We start from the raw sequence: 18651 nt of genomic DNA, 5'->3' as shown, positions 1-18651 counted from the left end.
CCCGCTTTCCTTTAGTATTAATGGAAAGGTCAGGAAATTATATCTGCTAAATCAGGGGGAGGACAAACAATGAACAGTCTGCGTGGCATCACATCGGAAGATCTTTTTCAGATGACATGGGTTAATGATCCAACTCCGTCTCCCAATGGCGGACAGCTGGTATATGTAAGCCGGAAAACGAACGAAAAACGAGACGGTTATTCTTCTCACCTGAGACTCTTCCATCTGGAGAGCCGGAAGGACAGAGCTTTCACCTCCGGTGATAAGGATCATTCACCTTGCTGGTCGCCGGATGGGTCACAGCTTGCCTTTTTGCGGGAGCATGACGGAAAAACACAAGTCTGGCTAATCGCCTCGGATGGGGGAGAAGCACAACAGATCAGCCGATTGAAGCACGGGGCCAGTTCACTCACCTGGTCTCCGGACGGCCTGACGTTACTTGTAAAATCTTCGGTCGATATCCTTGAAGAAACTGAAGCAGACTCCGATCAGGACAGCAAACTGCTGCAAGAACTCGTTGTGGACCGTATTCGCATGAAGTCCGATGGCGGAGGATTATGGAATGGCAGACGGACTCACCTCTTCCTTATCCCGATCGATGGTGGTAAAGCCACACCAGTAACCTCAGGTCACTATGATGTCGGAGATTATGCGTGGGCACCTGACGGAGCATCCATTGTCTGGATTGCCCAAATGCCGGAGGAAGGTGAGGAGCATAACGATTATACACTGACCAATCACGTGTACCAGGCCAAAGCAGACGGGTCCGATGTGCAGCAGCTAACCCCGGAAGGATTTACTTTCAGCCGTTTGGCTTATGCACCAGATGGACAATCTCTTGCCCTGCTTGCCAGTGATCGATCCTACGGAAATGCCACACTCGTGAAACTCTACACCCTTCCTATCTCGGGCGGCCAACCTGTGTGCCTGAGCAGTGACTGGGACGTACAGATGAATCACAGCCTTGTTGGGGATATGCGCGCACATCTGACCCCGACAGGTCCGGTATTTAGCCGCGACGGTTCATCCATTCTCTGTCTGGCTACTGCCCAGGGCAGTGTCCGAATTGCACGCTTTGCGCGGGATGGCAGTCACGCTGAGTATATATTACCAGCTGAGAAGGAATTTTATCAGTTCGCTGAACTGGAAAACGGACACATCGTTGCAGGCGCAGCGGATACGCTAAACCCAGGTGACCTCTTTTTATATCCCAAGCTTGATGATCAAGGAACAGATTCCATTCAACTGACTCACAGTAATCCCCAGCTGGAAGGGGAGATCCAGCTCAGTACACCGGAAACCTTCTGGTTTGATACTTCGGATGGAATTCAACTGCAAGGATGGATCATGAAACCGGCGGGCATGGTAGACGGCATCAAGATCCCCACCATTCTTGAAATTCATGGCGGTCCTCACATGATGTATGGTTTTACCTTTATGCATGAATTCCAAATGCTCGCAGCACAGGGCTATGCCGTTGTGTATACCAATCCACGAGGCGGATTGGGTTATGGACAGCAATTTGTGAACGCCTGCCGTGGTGACTATGGCGGTGGTGATTACCGCGACCTTATGGAGACCGTTGATTATGCCTTATCCACCTACGAATTCATTGATGAAACCCGCTTGGGCGTGACCGGGGGCAGCTACGGGGGCTTCATGACCAATTGGATTGTCGGGCACACGAACCGCTTCAAAGCGGCTGTCACCCAGCGTTCCATCTCCAACTGGCTCTCATTTTACGGCGTGAGTGACATCGGTTATTTTTTCACAGAAGATCAGATTGGCGGCAATGCGTGGGACGATACGGAAAAATTATGGAAACACTCCCCTCTTGCTTACGTCGGTAATGTAAATACGCCGCTGTTGATCCTGCATGGTGAACAGGACCTGCGTTGTCCGATTGAGCAGGCTGAGCAGCTGTATGTTGCTCTGAAGCGCCGCAAACAGACAACCCGGCTCGTTCGTTTCCCCGGTGCTAATCATGAACTGTCCAGAGGCGGCCACCCACATCTGAGGGTACGACGTCTTGAGCACATCGCCGGATGGTTCAACGAGCACTTGTAATTCATTGAATGAGACAAGCTGAGCCAGTCTATAACCATTGCAGGAAGTCATCGTAAGATGGCACTGTGATGGTTTTTTCAGTTGTAGGGAATAACCCTTTAACCAAAAGTAGCTTTTACATCGTGACTGGAATCAAATGATAGAAAATGCATGAATTTATGAATAAATTCAGGGAATTCGGACCATACCTTATGGAGTTTAAGTTGAGGCTGGGAGTTGCGAAAACAGCAAATTTATTAGATAATAATCTGTCGATTGTGGTCGAATGAACGGATTAGAAGGGGGAACCTAATAATGAAGAAAAACACATTTGATGAGCCGATTAATCGTCTCTCTACCGGATCAGAGAAATGGGACGCGCTGGAGGAAATTTTCGGTGTGGCCGATGCCCTGCCCATGTGGGTGGCCGATATGGATTTTGCCGCACCACCATCAGTCATTGAGGCGTTACAGACTCGCATGGAACACGGCATCTTCGGTTATACGGTACGTACGGAATCCTATCATAAAGCTTTGAGAGAATGGATGGAGCGGCGTCACAACTGGACAATCAGTGATGATTGGGTTGTATTCACACCTGGGATCGTTCCTGCCCTGAGTATTGCCGTCCAGCGGTTCACAGTACCGGGAGATGCCGTTGTAATCCAGACTCCGGTTTATGCCCCCTTCTATGAAGTTGTACGTGGTCAAGGCAGAGAACTGATGACCAACCCACTGCGTCTCGAAGATGGCCATTACACTATGGATCTGGAACATCTGGAGTCCTGCCTGCAGACAGGCCGGGTCAAAATGTTAATCCTGTGCAGCCCTCACAACCCTGTTGGACGTGTGTGGTCTCGCGAAGAGCTTGAAGGTCTTGCTGCTCTGTGTGTGCAATATAATGTACTGGTGGTCTCGGATGAGATTCATGCCGATCTTGTGCACCAACGTGGCGCGCATACACCGCTGACTCTTGTCTCGGATGCGATCGCGGATCTGAGCATCATCTGCACGGCACCAAGCAAAACATTTAATATTCCCGGCCTGTGCACCTCCAATATCATCATTCCGAACGCCAGCCTGCGGGAATCCTTTATGCAAGGTGTAAAAACGATGGGGCTCGCCAGCATCAGCACGTTGGGTGCTGTTGCAGCAGAGGCAGCCTATAACGGAGCCGAGCAATGGCTGGACGACTGTCTTGCGTACATTCGCGGAAACATGGAATACGTACAGCAGTATGCTGCAGAGCATATGCCGGACGTTGGAATCGAGCTGCCTGAGGCAACCTACCTGCTCTGGATGGACTTCCGCAAGCTGGGTATCCCGCAGGAAGATCTTGTGCGGATGCTGCTGAACGACGCAGGCCTCGCCTTTAATGACGGAACAGTCTTCGGATTGGAAGGCACCGGATTCATGCGCATGAACGTAGCCTGTCCACGGTCAACAGTTGAAGAAGCCATGCGCAGATTATCCGTGCTTTTGAACAAAATAAACAAATAAAATGATTGATGCAAAATACTGAAAATAAGCCATCTCCCCTGGATTTGATCAAGGGAAGATGGCTTATTTCTGATTGCAGCTACAATGTAGGCATGGGAATAATCCGGTCGCACAGCCTGCTCAGCAGATCATGATCATGGCTGATGACAAGCAGCCCCAATTTGCGCTGGCGAGCCGTGTCCATTACAGTATGCCAGATCTGGGCCTGAGTAATGGCATCCAGCATCGTAGTCATCTCATCGGCGATCAGGTAACGCGTCTCCTTGCCCAGTGCGCGTGCTACGCAAAAACGCTGCAGCTCACCACCAGACAGTTCGCCGGGTCTGCGATCCATCCAGCCAGACTGAATACCCAATGCATCCAGCAGCTGTTGGTCCTCCATCCCAGCTTCGCCCAGCACACGCCGCATTCGCCAGCGTGGATTGACTGCTTTCTCGGGATGCTGAAATACGAGCTGGACTGGACAAACTCCCGTTAAAGGGAGCGGCTTCCCGTCCAGCAGCACTTGTCCTGTCACAGGTTCGGCATATCCTGCAAGGATGCGCCCCAAGCTCGTTTTTCCGCATCCACTGGGTCCCCACAATCCCACGACTTGTCCACGCTCCACTTCCATGTTCATCTCGCGAAATATCCAGTTATCTTTGTTGTATCGGTAACCTGCATTCCGTGCTTCAAGTGGCATGAATACACCTCACTTCTCCACCTCGGACCTTGCGTATTTCAGGATGTTTATCTATACATGCATGAGTCGCCGCTTGGCAGCGGGGTGCAAACGGGCATCCCTTCTCCATCCTTTGATCCGCTAGGGGCTGGGAGCCCGGGATGGGCTGAAATCCATTCTGCGGCAAAGCATCCCATAGTGCACGTGTATAAGGATGTCTCAAACCATTTCCATTGTCCGTAAAATCGACAGCCTGCGCTGTCTCTACACAGGAACCGGCATAGAATACGACGATACGGTTTGCTGCGGTCAATGCAGAGGCAATGTCATGGGTAATCCATAAAATGCCTGTTCCCTGATCTGCCAGTTTCCGAAATTGCCTCATCGTTTCAGCCAGCACTTCCGGATGGATACCAGGAGTCGGCTCATCGGCAATAATCAGCTTGGGCTCACCGGAGGTCGCTGTAGCCATCAGCACCCGCCGGGCCATGCCTCCGGACAGCTCATACGGATATTTCCTGGAGGTTCCCTGAGGCAATTGATAGCGGCCCGCCAGCTCCTGTTCTGCTTTTTCCATCTGTGATCTGGATGACAATCGGCGCTGATCTGACTTCCGATTAACAGGATGGACCTGCTTCCCCACCTTCATCAGCGGGTCCAAATAACTAACGGATTGGGGAATGTACACCAGTTCATCCCCGCGCAGACGAAGCTGCCGCTCTCTCGTCAGTGGTTCATCCGCATAACTGATCTGTCCCTCCATCCTGGCATTGGCCGGAAGAATGCCCATGATCGCTTGTGCCAGCACACTTTTACCAGACCCGCTCGCACCGACGACAGCTACAATCTCGCCCTCATTCACGGTCAGATCCAGATCCTGAATGACCTTGCTCTCCTCATGTGCAAACCAGCCACGAGCACGTCTGAATGAAACGGAGACTCCCTTTACTTCAAGAAGAGCCATATGATCCGACCTCCCTTGAACTGCCTGTACCTGTCAATACCTTCAAACTGCTTCCCAGTACATCAAAGGCACGAACAACCAATAACAGCGCGAGCCCCGGGAAAAAGGCAAGCCACCACATGCCCGCAGATAGATATCTCATCGACTCTGACAAAATAATGCCGATCGCCGGCTGCTGCGGCGACAGCCCGAGTCCCAGAAACGTAATGGCAGCCTCATGCAGAATAGCATGAGGAAAGATCAACAATATACCAACAAACAATTGCGGTACAAGGTGCGGCAGCATATGATGTACAGCAATACGAAACCGGGATTGGCCCAGCCTGCGTGAAATATGAATATAGTCTGCGGATTTCAGCTGAATCATCTCCGCACGTACAATCCGGGCCAGATTCGGCCAATGAGTGAAGGCGATGGCAGCCGCCACGCCGGACAACCCTCCACCAAAGACAAAGGCCAGCATTACCAGTGACACCAGATGAGGCACACTCAGAAACAGATCAATCAGCCAGGAAACGATCCTGTCAGCAAGCTTGCCCGAAGCGGCGACTAAACCGAGCAGCAGTGCCACGAGCCCACCACCGCAGGCAGCAAGCAGCCCAACCTGAATACTGGTCGCCAATCCCTTTAATGTCCGCATGAACATGTCTCGCCCCAGCCAATCCGTGCCGAAGGGATGTGCCCATACCGGGGCCAAATTCCGATCCATTAATGAAGTTAAGGTTGATTCTGCGGGGAGCATGAACCCTGTCAGCCACACGATCGCGATCCAGATCAATGCCAAACTCCCCCTGATCAGTGCCCGTTTTCGCGGATTGTGATACCGTTGCTGGCTCTTGAAGCCATTTTCCCCTAATGCCATTCCTGCTTGAAGCTTCGGTGGTTCACCCTTGTTCCGCTTCCCCTTATTGCCCAATATCACTTTCTGCAACCGAGGCATTTCACGGACCGGCCTAGAGGACTGCTCTACTTTCGGCTTCATGTTACCAGCTCCTCCTTCATCCGCGGATCAATGATACGATACAGAATGTCTGCAATCATATTGCCTGTAAAAACAAAGACGGTACTGCACAGCACAAGCCCAAGCAGCAGCGGCACATCTCCGCGCAGCCCAGCCTGAACGGTGGCCTGCCCCAGGCCCGGATAGGAAAATACCTGCTCTGCAAGAACGGCTCCGCCGAACAGTTCACTGAATGAAGCAAACTGCAGTGTTAGCGCGGGCAGCACGACATGTCTGAATCCATGCCTGCGAAACAGCTGTACCCCTCGCTCGCCTCTTGCTCTGGCAAAGACAATATAGTCCGATTCAAGTACGTCCAACAGCTTCTGACGGGTATGCAGGGCAATGGCAGCCACACCTGTCAGACTCAGGGTCAATGCAGGGAGAATCATGTGAATGGCTCGATCCGTCCATGTGACCTGATCGGCTGCCATCCCTGCGGGTACTCCCAGACCCACCGGAAGCCATCCAAGCCATACACCGAACACCATGAGCAGGAGCAAGGCCATCCAAAATACCGGGGTGGAAGCCAGCGTATAACAATACCAACAGATCAGACGATCCAGCTTGGAATCCCTTCTCATCCCTGCGGCTGCACCCAAACCAAATCCAATCACACCGGATAGAACCCAAGCCACCGCCATAAGCGCAGCAGAGTTCAGGAATCGTTCCTGAATAATATCAGCAACCGGCTGTCTGTAGATCATCGATGTTCCCAGATCACCCTGAAGCAATGCCTGGCCCCAGGCGAATAACCGCTGGATAGGCGGATCATTCAATCCCCAGCGTTCTTCAATAAGGCTTCGCTGCTCAGCACTCACCCTGATCATGTCTCCGCCAATGTAGGCCTCTACCGGATCCACAGGCGAAAATTGCATCAATATAAAAGCCACTACACTGACTCCTACCAACAGAGATAAAAGTCGCAACATCTTAACACCAATAAACATGGCCCATCCACGACTGCCTGTCATACCATCTCTCCTTGATTCAGGCTGGATCTGTCCCCTCGATGCCTATTTCGCATTGTCATCCCAGGACCATTCCTCCAGATTGGATGTCACCGGCCAACCGTGACCATGCGGGTGAATTTGTTGTTCACCAATGTTCAGACCTTCCTTGACCAGATACAGGTGATCAATGTTGACCAACCATGCCCATGGGGCGTCCCCCTGATAACTGAATCCGGTCGTCCCGTCCCACTCTGCCTTTTGCCAGAATGGAAGGGCTTCTTCTTCACTCGTAGCCTGAAGGGCCTGCTGCATCCAGCGGTCTACCGCCGGGTTGGAATACAGTCCCACATTATAGTACCCCTCTCCTTTATGCGTACTGCTGTACAAATTGTAGGTTTCCAGCGGATCGTGACTGCCCCATCCAAATAGGACGGCATTGGCGTAAGCCTGTTTTTTCGTTTCTTCACGGCTCTTGCCTTCCACATTGATTTTGATTCCAGCTTGAGCAGCCATATCCGCTGCAGCAAGCGCTAACGACTGTCTGGTCAGGTCTCCTGCAAAGTAGAGCAGGTTGAACTCGGCTTCTACACCGTTTTTCTCAACAATCCCATCACCGTCTGCATCGGTCCAGCCTCCATCCGCCAGAATCCGCTTCGCTTCTTGAACATCCCCATCTGCGAATACAGTATCCGGATTGCCCCAAGGCAGATCATCACTGACGGAATAAGCCGGACGGCCATATCCCTCAAGCACCCCCTCGACCAATGCATTGCGGTCAATGGCTACATTCACCGCTTGGCGGATGGCAAGATCGGACGTCACATCATTCCCTGCCGGAAAGCCGTCTGCAGAAGTCCCGCCCGCTGGCTGCATGGGAAACATGATGCCCCGATTATCCACGGTTTTGACCGATTCCAGTGTCATGCCGTTCACCTGCTGCTTGCTGAATGCGGCCGGAATGGCGGCAATATCCACGGATCCGGCTTGTGCCGCTGCGAAGGCTGCATCTTCATCCAGGTAGAGGAATGTCAGTTTGCGGAATGCAGACTTTTGGCCGTAGTATTCCTCGTTGGCCTCCACGATGGCCTGCTGCCCCTTATCCCATTGAATCAGCTTGTATGGACCGGATCCGACAGGGTGTTCGGCATAATCGGAGCCATAGGCGTGTTCAGGGACAATCCCGAGTGTAGTCAAAACACTGATAAACGTGGACTGCGGCGTCTTCAATGTGAATACAACCGTTGTTGGATCAGGAGCCTGTACACCAGCCATATTGGTTAGATCAATCACCGATCCGCTGTTGGCCGCCGTTTCAAACGTAAACTTTACATCCTCTGCCGTCAGTGGCTCACCATCAGAGAACTTCACATCATCCCGCAGCGTTATCGTCCATGTGAGACCGTCTTCACTGACGGAATGGTCTGTTGCCAGGTCGTTGACCAGATGCAGCTTGGCATCCCTTTTCAGCAAAGTACTCTGGAAGAGCGGTGAACCATACTGTCCCCAACCTGTTGTCGGATCGAATCCACCTTCAGGCTCCGTACCAACCGCAAGCACCAGCTCGTCACTTGAATGTGAAGCTGCTGATTGCCCACTCTCCTTGACCGAGGATGCACCTTGTGCACATCCTGCCAGTCCAACCGCACATACAAGCAAAAGACTCAGCCCTGCTTGGCTTGAACGTTTTCTCCATGAAAATTGGCCCATCTACCCTTTTCCCCCTTTGGATATGCAGCAATTCTCCAGACTGGATGCTGTTCAATCCGTAACCGTGTTACTATTTTTAGCAATTGTAGCACAATTACTATTTTCCGTGTTAACTAAGTTGACTTCAAAATCCATTTATTTTCATTTCACAAAATATTACGGTGGATTTATGGTGTTTACTCTGTCACCTCAAACAACCAGGTCAGAAACGTTGACAACAAAAACAGACTGTTGGCTCTTAACCAACAGTCTGTTTTAAATGTATGGGACTACATGATGAAGAGCTGAAACTCATTCATAATGATGGCTGTGATTGTGATCGTGGCTGTGACGGGTCGCGAGTTTGTTGAGTTCATCCACATATGTCACGGACAATTCGGCATAGAGTACCCCTTTTTGAACCTGGATCTGTTGATGCAGATGACGCAAGCGCCCCAGGTTGCCCCTTACTGCGATAACCTCCAGACACTGATCGTGGTTCAAATGTACATGCATATTGGAGATAATGTCATGATGTGCCTGATGCTGCAATTCCATCAGCCGAATCGGCAGATCGCTGATATGGTGGTCATAAACCATGACAATGGTACCCGCCACATCCTGCTCGGATTGCAGATGAGAAGGCTCCAGCAGCGTTTTGCGAACCAAATCACGAAAAGCCTCGGATCGGTTTTTATAACCCCGCTCTTCAATATACTCATCAAACTGTTCAATCAGCGGGGTAGGAAATGCCACGCCGAATCGGGTCAAATCTTCTTTGTCTGCCATTCACAGCCTCCTGCACGTCGTTTATATCCGAGTGTATCATAGTCCCGGTTCATCTTCGACTGTACTCATGCAAAAAGTGGAATGGACTCATTATGTTGGTGAGGCACCGAACTGGACTTTATCTATTGTGTTCTCTTTGCGAGCTCCTTTTTTACTTTCAGGTAGGTATCGGCAACCTTTTGCTCCAATGCATGGATATTTTGTTTGGAGCCGGCCCACTTCTCGGCCGCAGATGAGAGCTGATTCAATGAACTCAACACACGTGAGGGTTGGCCTTGTTTGATGTTCTGTTTGAACAGCTTCAGTGCGTTCGCGTATCTCTCTTTGGTTAGGCTTGCCTGCTTTTTGCCTGTTTGAATCTGTTTCTTGAACGGGTCAGCCGCCGCAAGCATACTTCGAAGACGCTTATCCTCGGTACTTTTGCGTTTGCGGGCATCGGCAAGCTGCTGTTTCTTCATGCGAACATCTGCCTTCGCCAGCTGTACAGCCGGTTTTAGTGTCTCCGCCTGGGCTCGGAGTGCGGCCGTCCATTCCTTGTTTTTGGCGGCTCTTGCTGCTGCAAGCTGCTTGTTGACTGTGGTATACAACGTAAACATCGGTTCATACCGGGTTTGGGTACGCTTCAACGTATCGGCCAGAGCAGCCAGTTTCGCTTCATCTGCTTTCCGTATTTCCTGACGAAGCCTGGATAACTCAGCCGCATTCGCTGCATGAAGTGTTTTGGTTTTCTGCTCCCAGCTCTGCTCCTGTGTCGTCCAGTTCCCCACTTTCTGGTACGCTTGCTGCAGGGAAGCTTTCGTTTGAGCATCCGCCTTCTTAAGCAGGGCTTCCCACGACTTTTGCGCGGTTACACCAAGATCCGGTCCTGCCGCCTCGGCAGCTGGTGTGAAAGCATGGATTGAGCCCATGCTGACAACCAGCAGCAGCGAGATGCACAGGCGGGTGATAAACCACCTTGCAGTTCTCCTCGCAACATGACCGTGACTCGTGCCTTGGTCCATGTTGAATCGATCTTCCACCATGTTCATTGAACCTTCCTCCTCGTTCACTCTAAATGTAATACAACTTCTTCGTTCTCCAGTTGATCCAAGGTGAAGCGGCCGAAACAAACACAAAAAAGCACCCGCAAAGTCAGACGATTGCCTGATTTTACGGGTGCTTCCCTTATTAACCGTTCCCTATATAATTCGCAGTTTTATCTTGTTTTTAGCGCGAATCTCAACCTTTTCTAATATATTCCAACACTCTCATTTCGTCAAGTCAGCCTCCAGGCTGTACATCATACAACATCATGCAGCGGGAGAACCCTTCCCGCTTACAATGTAATCTACTGATCGGCCAAAATGGCCTTCATGTCTTCGGTCAAATCCTCTTCCTTCAGCATCATGTAGATGTTCTCACCGCGGATGGCATTCAGCTTGATCTGATAAACGGTTGCTTTCTCTGTCCGTTCCCCTGATCGCTGACGTTCAAGCAGGTCGCTGATGATCTTTTTATTTTTAGTCGCAACCTGCTTGCTGCCGCTTAAGTTTCCGTCAATATATTCCGGCTCAGCATATACCCACTGAGGATTACCCGGACTGTCTATTTCCTGTTTAACGATCTGGGCCGAAGCAATTTCATCGGCAGTAATAAGCAGTTGATCGTATAATTTGTTCTCTTTTAACCATCCGATCACCCGGTCATAGCTGGGTTTAATTTCAAAACTCCACATCTCTTTCGGTTGATACGGATCATTTGAAGCCGATTCCTGGTTCATTTCCGCGTATGCAAACGACTGCCACGGGGAACGCTGCTCCTCATAGGTCTGGTCCAGAATATCCTGCTTCAGCAGCTCCTTGAACTCACGGACCTGGTCAGGACTGCCAATGTATACTTTGCGATACGAACTGATGGTTGAACGGATACCAATACTGAGCAAATCCTCATCCAGTTTATACGTATCATAGGCCACCCTTTTATAATCCGGGGACTGTTTCAAAGCCATCAGTTCCTGTCTGAATTCGGCTTCAGGAATTTGGTATCTGCGCTTCATGACCTTGCCGTTATTCAATTTGTAGTTAATGTAAACATACTCATCATAATTATCATCCGGATAAACGGGGTCTGGCAAAGACAGATCCGAAGTGATTATTTTTTGATGAAGGGCAAGGACAGCTTCCATAAATTCAGGGTCATCCGAGTAAAATGGTTGATCATCCACCTTCTGATTCACACCGTTAACGTAAGTGTAATGATCCCCGCCAAGTTTAATGCTTTTGACATCATTCATCTCTGGCACTCTGGCAGCGTATCCGTTCCAATCGGCAACAGGCACGTACAGAATCAACCCAGACAAGAGACCATATAGAACCAGCTTGGGCAGTAATCTGCCGTTCCAGATCAGCCACGTTTTACGAATGATCATCTCGGCCACAATGTACCCGACAATACCACCGAGAACATACCCGAAGATGGTCCACCCGGTTGATCCTGGCGGTGCAATCATCGTGAAGTAGGCTCCGCCAATCAGTACCAGCGTAAACATCAAACCAAAGCGAAATATTGGTTTTACAAGGGTAAACGTAATGGCCTGGGTAGCGGATTCCACTTTGCGCTTGGCATATAAGACATAAGACAATGGGATGAATACAAGGGCCAAAGCTGCGTAGATTACGAGTTCCCTACCAATCACCGGATAATTGCTGATTGAAGCCATACGCAGAACAAGGGATATTTTCTCCGCGTAGCTGTTCATATCACCGTATGGATATCCAAACAGATAATGCTGCAGGTGCAGCGTAAAGATAAACCAGAACACGACAGGCAGCAACAGGATTGCATAGACCGTTAGTCCCTGCAGTACGGATTGGCCGATGCACATGCCCACAGCCACCGTCAGCATGAACATAAACAGCGAATAAATGCTCATGCTAAGACCCCACATCCAGATCTCACTGCCGTTAAAGATAAAAGCGAGTCCATCCTGAGCAGCCCATACCCAGCCGGTAATCGCTGTGGTAAGCCAGATTGGAACCAGAATCATCCCGAAGCCGGTTAGCAGATTCACCGTTAACAGATGTTTGCGCTGCAGCGGCAAACCGTGGAACAAATCCGACGGCGCTCCGGATTGCATATAACGGAAAAGAAAAATGCCCATCGCCACCGGGAAGGTGATTGCAAACAAAATGTGGGTTTCCCCGTTCGACTGAAACAAGCTGGTAATCTGCTGCGGGATATCTCTATGCTCCGTCGCAATATGGAGCGGCAGCGAAAACAGCAGCGTGATCAGGTACAGAATTCCGAGCCAGCCATGCTGCCTGAAATTTTGGTACAGGATGCCCCGGTTACAGAATAATCGGTTGAATATCATACCCTGCATCCTCCATTTCATAAATAAATATTTCTTCCAGCGTCAGCGGCAGCACGTCCAGCAGGTAAGGATTCAGGGAGCGAAACCGTTCCGTCACGAGCTCACGGTTACCTTTGACAATGTATAGTGAGACACTTCCCCGCATCTCTTCATGTAAAATGTTCAATTGATCATCCACTGCCTTCGCATCGTCAGGATGGCGGAAAGCAACCTGAATTTTATGTGTATCGGCCTTCAGATCATCGAGATCCTTCTCTACTATAATGCGGCCTTTGTGCATAATGGCGACGTGATCACAAAGGTCTTCGATTTCACGCAGATTATGCGACGAAATAATAATGGTCACCTGGCGCTCGGCGGCTTCCTGGAACAGCAGATTTTTGATCTGCTGACGCATCACCGGATCAAGGCCGTCTATCGGCTCATCCATGAGCAGCACTTCCGGCATGCAGCTCAGCCCGAGCCACACAGCTGCCTGCCTGCGCATGCCTTTGGACATGCGATGCAGTTTGCGTTTTACGTCCAGTTTGAACACTGTCGCCAGCTGCGCGAACCGTTCCTCATTCCAGCGCGGATATACCGAACGATAAAAGGCAGCCATCTGGGTAATGGAAGATTGCGGGAAAAAGTAAGGCGCATCTGCCATGAAGATAGTGCGGCCCTTGAGGTCCATATTTTCATAAATTTCAGCCCCATCGATGCGAACTGTTCCGCTGTCCTGACGATAGATGCCTGCTATGATCTTGAGCAGCGATGTTTTGCCTGCCCCGTTGGAACCGAGCAAACCGTAGATTGATCCCTTATGTATGTGCATCGTTACGCCATCAACCGCTTTTTCATGTTCAAACGCTTTAATGACCTGATTTAGCTCAATCATTCGGCTCCCCCTTTTCTATACGGGCCATCGCTTCCTGGAACAAAAGCGTCAGATCCGCCTTGGTTAAACCGGAATACGAAGCTTCTGCAATCAGCTTCACCAGTGCCGCTCTAATCTCATCTCTCATGGCTGCATTCGGATGTTCCACAGACGATGATACGAAGCTCCCTTTTCCCTGCAAAGAGTAGATATAACCTTCACGTTCAAGCTCCCGATATGCCTTCTGAATCGTATTCGGGTTGACGGTCAGCTGCGCTGACAGTGTGCGCACGGAAGGAAGCTGCTCATCAGGTTGGAGAACACCGTACACGATCATTTCCTTGATTTTGTCCACTAGCTGTTCGTAGATCGCCTTACGGCTGCGTACATCTAATTCGAACATCCCGCACCTCCTCTCCAAAAAAATATGATGTAATACCCCGTAAGCTTAATAATGACTGACTGTATCTGAAGTGTATGCTCCTAACACTGAGGTGTATTAACTGTACTATTATTATTAATACAGTTAGATTCGCTTGTCAACGGTTAACTTTGACTTCCCGTTTGATCCGCGATAACTTTATATATATGAAATAACATATAGGGCTCGCGTGGGCAGTTAAACATGGAATTATAGTTGAGGCATCATTCGGTAAAGTGAGCTTGTTGGATTCAGGCAAAATGCTCAGATAAATGAATGCAAAGGTTGTTCCGCACTTTCCCATTCCGTTATGATGGAGATGACCAAATACAGCGTTGAATCTAACACCTTATAAGGGAGAACTCCGATGAATGAGCAAAATCAAGCGTTAAACCATACAGGGCCAACGGGCCCAGCACCCGAAAAAGCGGCTCCGCGTGTATTAATCGTGACCGCTGTCGATGCGGAAAAAGAAGCCGTACTCCGCGGCCTGGGTGACCACCCCGCGGGCATGTTTGACGTGATCGCTGGCGGGGTTGGCCCGTCAGCGGTTGCAGCAAGCACGGCAGCCACGCTGGCATTGGCCGCAGCGGCTGGCGTGCAGGCACTGGCGCAGGGTGCCACCGCGCCAGCCGGACCGGATGCGGCACAGTCATCTGCCGCATCCCCGGGGCCCCTTGCCGGGACCGGACTGACCCCAGCGTACTCGCTGGTGGTCAGTGCCGGCATCGGCGGCGGGTTCCCCGGCCGGGCGGACGTCGGCTCCCTCGTGGTGGCCGACGCCATGGTTGCCGCCGATCTGGGCTCGCAGACGCCAGACGGCTTCCTGAGCGTGGACGAGCTCGGATTCGGCTCGTCCCGTGTGGCGGCGGACGCGGAGCTTGCCGCGCGCCTGCGCTATGAGCTGCAGCGGGCCGGGCACGCTGTCAGCGGAGGTACGGCGGTCACCGTGTCCACGGCGACCGGAACGGCTGAGACAGCCGCGGAGCTGCTGCGCCGCGTGCCGGATGCCACCGCCGAAGGCATGGAAGGCTTCGGCGTGGCAACAGCGTCCAAGCAGTTCGGCGTGCCTGCGCTCGAACTGCGGGCCATATCAAACGCGGTCGGTCCACGCGACCGCGATGCCTGGCGCATCAAGGATGCCCTGGATGCGCTCCAGGCAGCAAGTTCCATTTTACGGGAGGTACTTACATCATGAAAATTGCATTTTCCCCTTGTCCTAACGATACGTTCATCTTTCACGCCTGGGTACACGGTCTGATTCCGGGTGCCCCTGAACTGGACGTCCGTTATGCGGATATTGACATTACCAACGGTCTGGCTGCCAATCCTGGCGGTCCGGATGTACTGAAAATTTCATATGCAGCACTGCCTTATGTGCTGTCCGAATATGCTCTGCTGCCTTCCGGCGGTGCACTGGGAAGAGGGTGCGGGCCACTGGTTCTTACCGCTGACGGTACGACCGATCCTGCTTATCTGTCGGGGCGCCGGGTTGCCGTGCCAAGTGAACGTTCAACCGCTTATCTGCTGTTCCGTCTGTGGGCAGCTCAGAATGTCCCTGGCGGAGTGGGCGAAATCGTTGTGATGCCGTTCGACCAGATCATGCCTGCTGTCCGTGACGGCAAAATCGATGCCGGCCTGGTCATTCATGAAGCGCGCTTCACATACCAGAACTATGACCTGAAGCTGATGACCGACCTGGGCAGCTGGTGGGAAAGTGACACAGGTCTGCCGATCCCGCTTGGAGCAATCATTGCACGCCGCAATCTGGACGCTCATGCACTCGCCGGATGGGCACGCGCATCTGTAGAATACGCCTGGGCACATCCCGATGAATCCAGAGAGTACGTCATGGCGCATGCACAGGAAATGGACCCGGATGTGGCAGCGCAGCATATCGATCTGTATGTGAACGAATTTAGTGCCCATCTGGGCGATGACGGCTACGGTGCGATTACAGCACTGCTTGGACGAGCCATGAAAGAAGGCCTTGTTCCCGAATTCGACTTGAATCTGCTGCGGATCTGAGCCAGCAACAGCAGTCATATTGGACGACTATATTCGGTAAGAAACGTGTTCGAATTTTGCTGAATCTGCTGCCTCATGCTTAGGCCGCTAACGAACCGGTCACATCTTATTTGGAGCATTCGTTCGAATAGGACACACTAATGAACATCAGACACGTTATTCCACCAAAAACCTGTGATCGGGCGACTGGAACGAAGAAATAACATCTCTACAATTCGTTACAACGCCGTTTCAGCGGAATCTCGCCCCTTAACACGTGCAAAGTTCGTTAAACCATCGTCATCTATGCGGCGAACTCCCGTTAGCTGCACGACTGTCACGGGCTAATTATCCAAAAGGGGCTGTCCCATAGTCATTCACATGACTTTATGGGACAGCCCCTTTCATCTGTTTCGGTACAGACACGAAAGATATATATGTTGAAGATAAATCCGGAAAACGTTTTAGGAGCCGCAATAATCAGAAAGAAATCACTCTCAAACTGACATTCCACCCAACTTACTTACTTACTTACTTACTTACTTACTTACTTACTTACTTACTTACTTACGTACTTACTTACTTACAAACCAATCCTTAATTCATGCTTCCGCCACCACTGTACGAATCATAACCCGCAAGGCATCCAGCATTACACCTATCGGCAAGGAAGGCACCGAGGGTTGCAGCAACGACATCTCGGTGGAGGCCGGGAAGTGTACAAATCCCGCCCGGATCGGCAGCTGTTCCAAACGAATTCGATCCAGCACACGATACATCGTATTGTTGCAGATATACGTCCCTGCTGTATTGGATACCGCTGCCGGAATGCCCGCTGCAATCATCTCATTCACCATGGCACGAATGGGCAAGGTCGAGAACAGACCGTCCGGGCTGCCTTCGGTTATGGGCTCGTCCACAGGGCGCTGTCCCTGGTTATCCGCGTAGGATCCAGGCGGAATGTCTTTTACATTCACCGCAATGCGTTCAGGGGTAACCGCTGTCCGGCCTTTTGCCAGACCGCAGGCAATCACCACCTCCGGGCGATATGCTTCCATCTCTGCGATCAGCAGATCCGCACATTCATCGAAATGTACCGGCAGCAGTACCGTTTTCAACTCGGCACCTTCCACCACTTCCTGCGCGAGAGCTGCCATCAGTTCTCCCGTAGGATTCACGGCATCCCCGCCAAAAGGTTCAAACCCCGAAACCAGAATTTTCATCCTTATCCCACTCCCATCCATCTATGCATATCTCCCATCGTTTCTCCGTGCAATTGCCTGGCTTAAAGCCGTCCTGGGGTTGTGATTTCATTTATTCAAATTTATAACGCAAGCCCCACTGACCACGAATGGTGTCCATCAGCTTCATAATCTCAAGGGACTCGTCCAGCGGTATAATCGAACTTTCCGTTTTGCCTTCCAAAATGCAGCGCCCGGCTTCTTCAGCTTCAAATGCATAACCGATACTTATCCGGTCATCCGTAAATGTCTCAGGCTCGTCCTGGCCGTTCACATGCAGATACGCTTCTTTCCCGGCGAGGAAAAGCGGCAAACGAATATACCCCTCTGTACCATAAACGACCGCTTCGTTACTCAAATTAAGCCGAACCGCCCCGTTCAATGACGCCGAACGCCCTTCCGAGTAGGACAGCAGTACAGAGAATTGTTCATCCACACCGGTCTCTCCGATATTCGCTGTGCTCCACACATGCTGCGGCTGCTCCCCAAAGATCATGGAGGCGAATGAAACGGGATATACGCCTGCATCCAGCAGCGCACCCCCGCCCAGGTCCGGGTTAAGCAGCCTTCCTTCAGGCTCCCAGCCTATACGGAAACCAAAGTCTGCTTTGACAAGTCGCACTTCGCCAATTCGACCTTCCGCAATCCATTTCCGCGCCTGAACGATCGGAGGCAAGAAACGGGTCCACATGCCCTCCATCAGGAAGAGTTTGCGGCTACGCGCCGTTTCCACCAATTGCTCCAGCTGGCGGCCATTCATCGTGAACGGCTTCTCGCACAGCACTGCTTTTCCCGCTTCCAGACAAGCCATTACGTTCTCCTTATGGAACGGATGGGGTGTAGCGACATAGATAATGTCCACTTCCGGGTCCTGCAGCAATTTTTCATATGATCCGTATCCGCTTGCAAAACCATATTCAGCTGCGAATTTCTCCGCGCTTTCCTGCGTCCGCGAGCCAACAGCTGCCTTCACGGCATTTCCGGCATGTTCCAGATCTCTGGCAAATTGGGATGCGATCCATCCCGTGCCCATAATGCCCCACTTGACTTTGTCCTGTCCTCCAGTAACTCCCGTCATATTAAAGCCTCCCTAGTACCAAATTGGTAGAACCGACTTCACTCCGCATTTTGCATAATTCGATTCAAGTCGCTCCCGAATACATTAGACAAATAGT

At 51.3% G+C, this 18651-nt stretch carries 16 protein-coding genes; 4 read left to right on the top strand and 12 right to left on the bottom strand.

What is annotated here, in order from left to right; all coding sequences use genetic code 11:
• Positions 1–69 precede the first annotated feature (69 nt).
• Both HP552_RS24785 and HP552_RS24780 read left to right on the top strand, forming a co-directional pair.
• On the top strand, positions 70–2067 hold the full coding sequence (locus HP552_RS24785; protein ID WP_175398062.1) for a S9 family peptidase: 1998 nt from the start codon (positions 70–72) through the stop codon (positions 2065–2067).
• A gap of 294 nt (positions 2068–2361) precedes the next feature.
• A complete protein-coding gene (locus HP552_RS24780; protein ID WP_175398061.1) occupies positions 2362–3546 on the top strand; it encodes a MalY/PatB family protein in 1185 nt (394 codons plus the stop codon).
• Positions 3547–3625: 79 nt separating this feature from the next.
• On the opposite strand, the gene HP552_RS24775 is transcribed toward HP552_RS24780, so the two are convergent.
• The 10 genes from HP552_RS24775 to HP552_RS24730 all read right to left on the bottom strand — a co-directional run bounded on the left by HP552_RS24775 (position 3626) and on the right by HP552_RS24730 (position 14210).
• A complete protein-coding gene (locus HP552_RS24775; protein ID WP_175398060.1) occupies positions 3626–4228 on the bottom strand; it encodes an ABC transporter ATP-binding protein in 603 nt (200 codons plus the stop codon).
• Positions 4218–5171 carry an ABC transporter ATP-binding protein gene (locus HP552_RS24770; protein ID WP_175398059.1) on the bottom strand — a complete coding sequence of 318 codons (954 nt, stop codon included), beginning with the start codon at positions 5169–5171 and terminating at the stop codon, positions 4218–4220. Before HP552_RS24770 ends, HP552_RS24775 begins: the two co-directional genes overlap by 11 nt.
• Positions 5158–6033, bottom strand: a complete 876-nt coding sequence (locus HP552_RS24765) for an ABC transporter permease (protein ID WP_175398409.1) — start codon at positions 6031–6033, stop codon at positions 5158–5160. The genes HP552_RS24770 and HP552_RS24765 overlap by 14 nt, the downstream gene beginning before the upstream one ends.
• Before the next feature lie 116 nt (positions 6034–6149).
• Positions 6150–7145, bottom strand: coding sequence for an ABC transporter permease (locus HP552_RS24760; protein ID WP_175398058.1), 996 nt, complete (start codon positions 7143–7145; stop codon positions 6150–6152).
• Positions 7146–7187: 42 nt separating this feature from the next.
• On the bottom strand, positions 7188–8831 hold the full coding sequence (locus HP552_RS24755) for an ABC transporter substrate-binding protein (protein ID WP_175398057.1): 1644 nt from the start codon (positions 8829–8831) through the stop codon (positions 7188–7190).
• A 291-nt stretch (positions 8832–9122) separates the two neighbouring features.
• On the bottom strand, positions 9123–9599 hold the full coding sequence (gene nikR, locus HP552_RS24750) for a nickel-responsive transcriptional regulator NikR (protein WP_175398056.1): 477 nt from the start codon (positions 9597–9599) through the stop codon (positions 9123–9125).
• A gap of 122 nt (positions 9600–9721) precedes the next feature.
• Positions 9722–10627, bottom strand: a complete 906-nt coding sequence (locus tag HP552_RS24745; protein ID WP_175398055.1) for a hypothetical protein — start codon at positions 10625–10627, stop codon at positions 9722–9724.
• Positions 10628–10926: 299 nt separating this feature from the next.
• Complete coding sequence (locus tag HP552_RS24740; protein ID WP_175398054.1) at positions 10927–12951, bottom strand: hypothetical protein; 2025 nt, start codon at positions 12949–12951, stop codon at positions 10927–10929.
• On the bottom strand, positions 12926–13828 hold the full coding sequence (locus HP552_RS24735) for an ABC transporter ATP-binding protein (RefSeq protein ID WP_175398053.1): 903 nt from the start codon (positions 13826–13828) through the stop codon (positions 12926–12928). The genes HP552_RS24740 and HP552_RS24735 overlap by 26 nt, the downstream gene beginning before the upstream one ends.
• Positions 13821–14210, bottom strand: a complete 390-nt coding sequence (locus HP552_RS24730) for a GntR family transcriptional regulator (protein WP_175398052.1) — start codon at positions 14208–14210, stop codon at positions 13821–13823. Before HP552_RS24730 ends, HP552_RS24735 begins: the two co-directional genes overlap by 8 nt.
• 385 nt (positions 14211–14595) lie before the next feature.
• On the opposite strand from HP552_RS24730, the gene HP552_RS24725 reads away from it, so the two are divergent.
• Together HP552_RS24725 and HP552_RS24720 are read left to right on the top strand one after the other, a co-directional pair.
• Entirely contained in the window at positions 14596–15426 is an 831-nt protein-coding gene (locus HP552_RS24725) for a futalosine hydrolase (RefSeq protein WP_175398051.1), read from the top strand.
• Positions 15423–16256 (top strand): 1,4-dihydroxy-6-naphtoate synthase, encoded by an 834-nt coding sequence (locus HP552_RS24720; RefSeq protein ID WP_175398050.1) that lies wholly within the window; start codon positions 15423–15425, stop codon positions 16254–16256. Before HP552_RS24725 ends, HP552_RS24720 begins: the two co-directional genes overlap by 4 nt.
• Positions 16257–16837: 581 nt before the next feature.
• On the opposite strand, the gene HP552_RS24715 is transcribed toward HP552_RS24720, so the two are convergent.
• Both HP552_RS24715 and HP552_RS24710 read right to left on the bottom strand, forming a co-directional pair.
• The gene (locus tag HP552_RS24715) at positions 16838–17458 is read right to left on the bottom strand and encodes a pyroglutamyl-peptidase I (RefSeq protein WP_175398049.1); all 621 of its coding nucleotides are present in this window, start codon (positions 17456–17458) and stop codon (positions 16838–16840) included.
• A gap of 91 nt (positions 17459–17549) precedes the next feature.
• The gene (locus HP552_RS24710; RefSeq protein WP_175398048.1) at positions 17550–18554 is read right to left on the bottom strand and encodes a Gfo/Idh/MocA family protein; all 1005 of its coding nucleotides are present in this window, start codon (positions 18552–18554) and stop codon (positions 17550–17552) included.
• Positions 18555–18651 lie beyond the last annotated feature (97 nt).

Origin of the sequence: Paenibacillus xylanilyticus (genome assembly GCF_013359935.1) — a bacterium.
Taxonomy (GTDB): domain Bacteria; phylum Bacillota; class Bacilli; order Paenibacillales; family Paenibacillaceae; genus Paenibacillus; species Paenibacillus xylanilyticus.
Note: the sequence above shows the minus strand (reverse complement) of the source record. Positions and strands in the feature narration are given on the sequence as shown.